Source organism: Pseudodesulfovibrio karagichevae (assembly GCF_041414475.1).
GTDB lineage: Bacteria > Desulfobacterota > Desulfovibrionia > Desulfovibrionales > Desulfovibrionaceae > Pseudodesulfovibrio > Pseudodesulfovibrio karagichevae.
In genome coordinates, this window is sequence record NZ_JBGLYH010000120.1 from 1 (window position 1) to 3,232 (window position 3,232).

Genomic DNA, 3,232 nt, shown 5'->3' on the forward strand with positions numbered 1-3,232 from the left:
CTTTTCAAAGGGTTTCCTTTCCCCCTTCCCCCGGCCGCCGGAGGCATAAAAAAGGCCCGGCATCAGCCGGGCCTTTTGGGTGCGGGTACCCCCACCGCCGCCTACGAGCGGCGGATGATTTCCTTGGCGGGGATGAGGGCGGTGGCGGCGGCGCCGACGATGTTGCCGGCCACGCCGGGTCCGTCGCCGGCCACGAACAGGCCGTCCACGCTGGTTTCGAGGTGTTTGCGGGTGTCGACCTGGGTGGCGAAGAACTTGATCTCCGGGGCGTAGAGCAGGGTCTCGTCGTTGGACACGCCGGGGACCACGTTGTTGAGCTGTTCCAGGCCGTCCATGAGGTTGGTCAGGATGCGTTCGGGCAGGGCCATGGCGATGTCTCCGGGGACGACGTTTTTGAGCGTGGGCTCGATGTAGCCGTTGCCGATGCGGTCCCAGGTGGACCTGCGGCCCCGGCGCAGGTCGCCGAACCGCTGGAGGATGGGCTTGCCCCCGCCGATGAGGGTGGCCAGGCGGCCGATGGACTCGCCGTAGGCCTGGTTGTCCTCCACCGGGTCGGTCAGGATGACCTTGGACAGGAAGGCGAAGTTGGTGTTGTCGGACTTCTTGTTCATCAGCGCGTGGCCGTTGACGCAGACGAAATCCTGGTAGTTTTCGAGGGCCACGTAGCCGCCGTAGTTGGTGCAGAAGGTGCGGTTCTGATCATCGTACTTGTTGGTGCGCACGAAGAAGGTCGGGTCGTAGATGACCGAGCAGAGGTCCTGCATGATCTCGTTGTGGACCTCCACGCGCACGCCGACCTCGATGCCGCGCTGGGAAACCTGGATGCCGTGCTTGCGCACCTCGTGGGCGACCCATTCCGCGCCCACGCGGCCCGGGGCGAGGATGACGTTCTTGGCGGTGTACTCGTGGCGGTTGGTGACCACGCCCGCGACCTTGCCCTTGTTCACGACCACGTCGGTGACGGTCTCCGAGGTGTGGAAGACAACGCCCGAGTCCTGAATATGGTCGGCCATGGCCGCTATGTGGCCGGGCAGGTTGTCGCTGCCCAGATGCTTCTGCTTGATGACCAGCAGGTCGATGCCGTGCTTGCGGGCCTCTTTGCGGATCTGCTTGGCCTCATCCATGTCGGTCGGGAAGACTTTGCCGTCCATGCCGAACTTGTTGAAGATGTCCTCGGTCTCGTCGATGAGCTTGATGGCCTCGGACGTGCCCACGAACTGGGTCAGGTCGGTCTTGCCGAGCTTGTGGATGTAGTTGAGCTTGCCGTCGGAGAACAGCCCGGCCCCGCCCACGCCGCACAGGATGTTGCACGGGCGGCATTTGATGCACTCCTGGTCCCCGGAGATGGGACAGTTGCGCTTGAGCGAGCGTTTGCCCTTGTCGATGAGCAGGACGTCCAGATTGGAATGTTCGCCCAGGTAGTACGCGGCGAACAGCCCGGCCGGGCCGCCGCCCACGATGATGACGTCGTAATCGGTCTTCACGGTCTTGGTCATGTGGTATCCTCGTCTGTCGCAAGTATGGCCCGTACCGGCCGCTCCCCGAAAAGGGAACGTGCGCAGACGGGCCATGATAGACCGTATGATATGAATCGAATGTCTGTCAAGGCGGGGGCCGCCGGGCCGGAAGGACGCGGCCGGCCCGACTGTCAGGCGATCATGTTCAGGAGGTGGCCGGTCATCTCCTCATCCGCGCGGATGAAGGTGGTGTTGGCCTCGAAGGCGCGGCTGGTGGTGATCATGTCGACCGTCTCGCGGCCGATGTCGGTGTTGGAGGTCTCCACGCCGTGCAGCATGGAGCCGGGCGTGGCGGACTCGGTGATGGCCGCCACTTCCACGCCCTGGTCGCCGGGGCCGGACCGAAGCGCCACCGAACTCGCCTTGAAGCCGTCGGTGTTCATGTTGGCGATGTTGTTGGCCGTGACCTCCTGTACGGTGGACAGGGCGGACAGGGCCGAGATGTTGGCGTCGGACATGGGTGATCACTCCCTCGCGGGGTTGGGGAAGCAGCCGGTAATCAGTATACCCGGTCCGGGCCCGGGATGCAAACCGGGCCTGAAGAGGAGACAGCTAACGTTTATTCACTTTTTTGATATTCCCAAAAGGAAAAGCGCCCCCAATGCGATTGCCCCCCAAAACGCACCCTTTTCCCAACGATTTTTAACCTGTTGTTTTTCTCGCCAATCGACGTAACGCCATCTGGCCGCAAGTATTAATGCAACAATCCCACATAATGATCCAACAAGCCCGACCCAATCACGAAAATCCATTGGCATAAGCTCCTCCACTCCATCAATCAAATTGATGTGTACAGGATATGCTATTGACTTTCAATAACCGCAAACGCCGAGTGGTTGTGGATGGACTCGAAGGACTCGACCTCGACCTGGTACCAGGTGACCTTGGGGTGCTCGTCCAGCCCCTTGGCGGCCTCGCGGACCACGTCCTCGACGAAGGTCGGGTTGGCGAAGGCGGTCTCGGTGACGTACTTCTCGTCCTCGCGCTTGAGCAGGGAGTAGACCTGGCAGGACCCGGCGCGCTCGCCGATCTCGATGAGGTCCTCGAGCCAGAGGAAACCGTCGAACCGGGTCAGGATGCGGACTTCGGCCCGCTGGGAGTGCGCGCCCACGTCCGAGATGGCCTTGGAGCACGGGCAGACGGTCATGACCGGCACGTCCGCGCCCAGGGTGAAGGTCAGCTTGCCGTCCTTGAGGTAGCCGTCCACCCGACAGGTGTAGTCCATCATGCCGCCCGCCCCGGAGACCGGCGACTTGCGGCGCAGGAAATAGGGAAACACGAAGCGCAGGTGGGCGCTGCGGGCCTGGAGCCGGTCCACGATGTCGTCGAGCAGGGTCAGGAAGGAGTCGTAGTCCAACGTCCCCTCCCAGTGCTCCAGAGCCTCCACGAAGCGGCTCATGTGCGTGCCCTTGAACTCGGCGGGCAGGTCCACGGACATGGACACCTGGGCCACGGTGTGCTGCACCCCGGACTCGCGGTCCCGGACGATGATGGGCAGCCGCAGCCCCTTGACGCCCACCCGGTCGATGGGCATGGCGATGGACGCCCGACTCTTCTGTACGTCTTCCATAAATTCTATCCCTTCCTTTCTCCGCCCCCCTTGCGCAAGCTACGCACCCTCGCCCCCCTGCCCCGCGAAGCGGCACAAAAAGTTTGGGAAAAGGGAGGGATGGGGGTCCGGGGGAAGGGAGGGAAAGAACCCTTTTCAAAGGGTT

General features: G+C 62.9%; 4 protein-coding genes. All 4 read right to left on the reverse strand.

Annotated features, from left to right (window positions below; all coding sequences use genetic code 11):
* Positions 1–101: 101 nt before the first annotated feature.
* The 4 genes from AB6M95_RS19530 to folE2 all read right to left on the reverse strand — a co-directional run bounded on the left by AB6M95_RS19530 (position 102) and on the right by folE2 (position 3,087).
* Entirely contained in the window at positions 102–1,496 is a 1,395-nt protein-coding gene (locus tag AB6M95_RS19530) for an NAD(P)/FAD-dependent oxidoreductase (RefSeq protein ID WP_371388416.1), read from the reverse strand.
* 152 nt (positions 1,497–1,648) lie between these two features.
* Positions 1,649–1,975 (reverse strand): flagellar basal body rod protein FlgC, encoded by a 327-nt coding sequence (locus AB6M95_RS19535; protein WP_371388417.1) that lies wholly within the window; start codon positions 1,973–1,975, stop codon positions 1,649–1,651.
* Between the two features lie 105 nt (positions 1,976–2,080).
* The gene (locus tag AB6M95_RS19540; protein WP_371388418.1) at positions 2,081–2,269 is read right to left on the reverse strand and encodes a hypothetical protein; all 189 of its coding nucleotides are present in this window, start codon (positions 2,267–2,269) and stop codon (positions 2,081–2,083) included.
* A gap of 50 nt (positions 2,270–2,319) precedes the next feature.
* Positions 2,320–3,087: a GTP cyclohydrolase FolE2 gene (gene folE2 / locus AB6M95_RS19545; protein WP_371388419.1), complete on the reverse strand. Its 768-nt coding sequence runs from the start codon at positions 3,085–3,087 to the stop codon at positions 2,320–2,322.
* Positions 3,088–3,232: the final 145 nt, after the last annotated feature.

What these genes read in the sequence shown, in the direction of transcription:
- AB6M95_RS19530 (WP_371388416.1), bottom strand. Translation starts at nt 1,496, where the DNA reads ATGACCAAGACCGTGAAGACCGATTACGACGTCATCATCGTGGGCGGC.
- AB6M95_RS19535 (WP_371388417.1), bottom strand. Translation starts at nt 1,975, where the DNA reads ATGTCCGACGCCAACATCTCGGCCCTGTCCGCCCTGTCCACCGTACAG.
- AB6M95_RS19540 (WP_371388418.1), bottom strand. Translation starts at nt 2,269, where the DNA reads ATGGATTTTCGTGATTGGGTCGGGCTTGTTGGATCATTATGTGGGATT.
- folE2 (WP_371388419.1), bottom strand. Translation starts at nt 3,087, where the DNA reads ATGGAAGACGTACAGAAGAGTCGGGCGTCCATCGCCATGCCCATCGAC.